Below are 4,598 nucleotides of genomic sequence, written 5' to 3' on the forward strand. Positions count from 1 at the left end.
AGGTAGAGCAATGCAATCACTTCAGCTGGTAGATAACTTCATCGCACAGTTCAACTTTGTCTGTGCTTACAGTGAAGAACAAAAACGTATAGCTTATCAAATACGTTTTAAACAGAGCAAAGAAGACTTTGACGGACTCACTCATGTTGAGCAGGTCATTGACCAATATGACCACAACTCGACACACCTGCTCCTTCAAGAGAATAGCAGCAGACAATATATTGCCTGCATACGTATCAGCCACTCAGTTGAAAGCTTATCAGCGCAACCCACCTTGCCCTGCCAAAGGGCAAACTCCTGCTCACTAGGGTTTATCGATCAGGTATTTTCCTCTGGATGCCATTTATCTTTGTGCGAAATATCTCGACTTAACATCAACCCCGAGTATTGCGACACCGAAGCCAAAAAGTACAGTTTTTCAGAAGCAATGTATCTGGCAGCCTTCTCTCTTGCACGTTTACGCTTCGATGACCGAATTTTACTTTCGCTCCCCTGCAACGAATTCAAACGCTTACGAGCTCGCGGCCTCCAGCTAGAGCAGACCACGAACAAGCTGAACAGCGATAGTGAAGACTTATTCTGGCTCTCCAGTGAATCCGGTATTCTGGATAACAGCCCCGCTTATGATCTTTATCAACATATTCTCGGCTGTATTACTCATCAACTCAATCAACCTCTTTTAGATGGCGATGACCTTATCGCTAATGAGGGAGTCTAAGCAAAACATAACAAGTTCGTCCGTCATGGCAGCTTATGTTACCGATGTATAATCTTCCATATCACAAATGCTACCTATTAGTTATTCATAAGTTTGAGGGTTTCAGCTAGACTCTTATTTTTATCTCGTCTCGCATTACTCTTTACTTAAGGAGCCATCGTGGATCTAATCGAAGCTCGATCTATGCAAGCCAAGTGCATACTCAATCTGATGACAGTTGTCGCCAAAGACAACCTTTCAATTACGCAAAGGGAAGATCTACCAGAAAAAGCCTACGATATTGGCTGCCTAGTGGGAATGCTTGAAGGCGAGATTTTCAAGATCGTCAAAAGTCGCAGTAGCATCGTCGACGACCTTCCTTTTAAAGATAAAATCCTCGAACAATTTGTGAACGGCGTAACTGTAGTTATTCATCGCTTGCTGCTCGACGAAAATCAGGACCAACTCGCTCAAGATCAAGCACGCCTTGATCGACTTCGACAAGAACTAAAACAAAATCTAGAACATACAGAAACCCTCCTGGAAAATGCTACTCGCCTTGAAAGTGCACTTAGCAATAATGCTTTATATCGTGACTCGGCAGAGGTCTTATCAACCTTCCAAAGCAATGTCGCGACCATGCAGAACATGTATCAGGTTAAGGCTCAAGAACATGAGATGTTAAATATACTTGTCGACAAGAATGAAGCCTTACTGCTACAAACCGACCACTCACTGTCAGCACTGCCAAAGCTAAGTGATGCCAGCAAACTAGTCGACCTCAAACAAGAATTTCTCCGTATTGAGCAAGACACATAGAAACTGTATTACGGGCCAAGCATGACCAACCTAATCGACCTTTCGCACAATATGCAAACCTTTAAAGAGCTACGCGTTCAACAAGACGGGCACGTCTTGCTTGTCTCGTTGAATAGACCTGATATTCACAATGCGATGTCTCACGAAGCAATGGTTGAAGAAATCGAGCGTGTATGCGATTTAGCAAACAATAACAGCGAAATTCGCGTCATGGTGCTGACCGGAGAAGGAAAGAGTTTCTGCGCCGGCGGCAATGTCAAAGATATGCTCAATAAAACTGATATGTTTGGCGGCAATAAAGAAGAAATAGAACAAAGCTATAAAAACGGAATTCAGCGTATTCCTTTGTCCTTATGGAATATCGAGATCCCCGTTATTGCCGCCGTAAATGGCGCCGCAGTCGGTGCAGGCTGTGACCTGGCAATGATGTGCGATATTCGCATCGCTTCCGATAAAGCCCGCTTTGCCGAAAGCTTTGTCAAACTTGGCATCATTCCGGGAGACGGCGGCGCGTGGTTCTTGCCAAGAATTATTGGCATAGCAAAAGCCAGCCAAATGGCACTGACTGGCGATATGGTTGATGCTCAAACAGCGCTATCTTGGGGGATGGTGTCTGAGTGCATCGAAACTTCAAACATGCTTGAGCGCGCACTTTCAATCGCACATAGCATCGCTTCAAACCCGCCTCTTGCCGTTCGAGCCACTAAGAAGCTACTACGTCAAAGTGAACGACTCAAATTACCTGAAATGCTAGACCAATGTGCAAAAGTTCAAGCTGGTCTGCATCAAACAGAAGATCACTTAGAGGCAGTGAAAGCTTTACTAGAAAAACGCGCTGGGCAATATCACGGGCACTAAAGCAGTAAGTTTTAGGTCTTCTTATGCAAGAGAGGCCATCACCACTATTTTGGAAAAATTTAGCCAATGGAAACTCTTTCTATTTTGGTCGACGTACAGAATATTTACTACACGACCAGACAAGCCTATGGCCGCCATTTTGATTACAATGCATTTTGGGCAAAGGTGACCCAAAATCGACACGTCGTTAATGCCGTGGCCTATGCAACGGAGCCCGCAGATGAAAAACAGAGACAGTTTCAGAATATACTTAGAGCGATAGGGTTTAAGGTAAAGTTGAAGCCCTACATTCAGCGCGCTGACGGCTCTGCTAAAGCTGATTGGGATGTCGGTATCACACTCGATGCTATGGAGTTTGCGGCACACAGTGACATCCTTGTTTTAGCATCTGGTGATGGAGATTTCGACCTGCTCGTCGATCGAATCAAACTGAAACACAGCTCTGCTGTAGAGGTCTACGGCGTTAAAGCACTAACAGCTTCGTCACTGATATGTTCCGCCACTAAGTTTGTCGCAATAGATACTGATTTATTACTTAACTAAATTCAGATCAAGCGATATGCTCGCCACTATTATCTTTACAACAATCTCATCGAGACTCTGAGTACTTATACTCAATAAACAATGTCATGAATATGCTCGGGGTCATCTGTCGTTAACTCCCCTCGCTCCAATTTCTTCTCTACACCTGGCCCTAATACTGGCTTCATATCCCTGGCATGTAAGTCATGTGCACAATGATCGCAAGCAAAACGAGGGCTGGAAACATGACCACAAGTTTTATGCTGGAACATAATCGGTGCACCGTCACCATCACATAGCCACTTGTCACCCCATTGAACAACCGTCATCAGCACCGGATAAAGATCCATTCCTTTCTCAGTTAAATGGTATTCATAACGAGACATCTTCTCGTCATATAAGACTTTGGTTAAAACCTCAGCTTCCACCAAACGATTTAGACGGTCAGACAAACGATGGCGGGTTATCCCTAAAGATTTTTGAAACTCTGAGAAGCGCCTGACGCGGCGAAATGCGTCCCGGATGATTAACAGCGTCCAACGATCACCAAATATTGATAATGCTCTAGCAATTGAACAAACCTGAGAGTCAATCTCTTCCCAACGCATAGCTACCTCTTTGCATTTTATTTGAATTATTCGCGCCTAATAAGACTAGCCACTGTTCCAATATACAAAGTTGATCTAAATCAAAAAAAGCCATTATACCAGAAATAGAACAGTATTTTAGCAAGTCGTCACAATAGATTCACTTGACGAGTTCTATTATGGAACCATATACTTTACACAAGGTTCCAAAACGGAACTGTGATGAATTTGGCATTTTTACCCTAAGCCATATTTGTCTAATCCACCAAATAGTGAGGACTCGCTTATGAGCATCATGAAAGCTATTTCTAAATGGATTGATTACGAACTAGGGATTAGAAACATTGATTTGGAATTAGAAGCAGGCGACTTAGACTGAGCTTGCAGTTCGTATTCCTTCATGAGTTTACTTGTATTTATCGAAGCGCCAATACTTGCGCTGTAGTCTTTAAATAGACATTAAGAGGAATAAAATTATGTTTGGATTTCCATTTTTTACTAGCCTTATCGTAACGGTTGCAATGGTTGTCGGTTTTTCATTTATTATTAACCACGGCATCCAAAAGAAAAAAGCTAACAATGAAGACGCTATCTCTAATACAAGCCAAGGCGAAAAAGACACTAACTGCCACGCCTAAGCTAAGATCGCCGCTCTATTGAGCGAGTAAAATTGAGATAGAAAAATTGAGGCTGCTACATAGCAGCCTCTTTCGTTCTAGCCTACCGAAGCCTTCAGTGCTTGCTCCAAATCTTCAAGAATGTCATCGATATGCTCGATACCGATTGATAGTCGAATCATTTCAGGCGTAACACCCGCGACTTTCTGTTCTTCCTCTGTCATTTGCCTGTGCGTTGTCGAAGCAGGATGACACGACAATGATTTAGCATCACCAATATTTACCAAACGCTTAAACAGTGCCAAGGCATCATAGAAACGCGTACCTGCCTCTAAACCACCTTTAATTCCAAAGGTCATAATGGCCGACGGTGTACCTTTCATATATTTTTTGGCTAGCTCATGGTTCTCATCTGAGGGCAAGCCACCATAACCAACCCACTCAACTAGATCGTGCCCTTCTAGAAATTCGGCCACTTTTATTGCGTTTTCACAATGA

The 4,598-nt window shown here is 43.3% G+C and carries 7 protein-coding genes; 5 read left to right on the top strand and 2 right to left on the bottom strand.

Features of this window, described 5'->3' with window-relative positions; all coding sequences use genetic code 11:
• The 4 genes from A3763_RS09875 to A3763_RS09890 form a co-directional block, all read left to right on the top strand.
• A partial coding sequence (locus A3763_RS09875; protein WP_231872161.1) for a GNAT family N-acyltransferase occupies positions 1-718 on the top strand: 718 nt, incomplete at its 5' end.
• A 159-nt stretch (positions 719-877) separates the two neighbouring features.
• A complete protein-coding gene (locus A3763_RS09880; RefSeq protein WP_068514174.1) occupies positions 878-1,516 on the top strand; it encodes a hypothetical protein in 639 nt (212 codons plus the stop codon).
• A gap of 21 nt (positions 1,517-1,537) precedes the next feature.
• Positions 1,538-2,374, top strand: a complete 837-nt coding sequence (locus A3763_RS09885) for a crotonase/enoyl-CoA hydratase family protein (protein ID WP_231872162.1) — start codon at positions 1,538-1,540, stop codon at positions 2,372-2,374.
• Between the two features lie 66 nt (positions 2,375-2,440).
• On the top strand, positions 2,441-2,917 hold the full coding sequence (locus tag A3763_RS09890) for an NYN domain-containing protein (RefSeq protein WP_068634443.1): 477 nt from the start codon (positions 2,441-2,443) through the stop codon (positions 2,915-2,917).
• A 71-nt stretch (positions 2,918-2,988) separates the two neighbouring features.
• On the opposite strand, the gene A3763_RS09895 is transcribed toward A3763_RS09890, so the two are convergent.
• Positions 2,989-3,504 carry a helix-turn-helix domain-containing protein gene (locus A3763_RS09895; RefSeq protein WP_068509360.1) on the bottom strand — a complete coding sequence of 172 codons (516 nt, stop codon included), beginning with the start codon at positions 3,502-3,504 and terminating at the stop codon, positions 2,989-2,991.
• A gap of 455 nt (positions 3,505-3,959) precedes the next feature.
• Here A3763_RS09895 and A3763_RS27555 point away from each other — a divergent pair, with 455 nt between their 5' ends.
• Positions 3,960-4,121, top strand: coding sequence for a hypothetical protein (locus A3763_RS27555; protein WP_156490459.1), 162 nt, complete (start codon positions 3,960-3,962; stop codon positions 4,119-4,121).
• A gap of 77 nt (positions 4,122-4,198) precedes the next feature.
• On the opposite strand, the gene A3763_RS09900 is transcribed toward A3763_RS27555, so the two are convergent.
• A partial coding sequence (locus tag A3763_RS09900) for a PLP-dependent transferase (protein ID WP_197482874.1) occupies positions 4,199-4,598 on the bottom strand: 400 nt, incomplete at its 5' end.

Source organism: Oleiphilus sp. HI0128 (assembly GCF_001635365.1).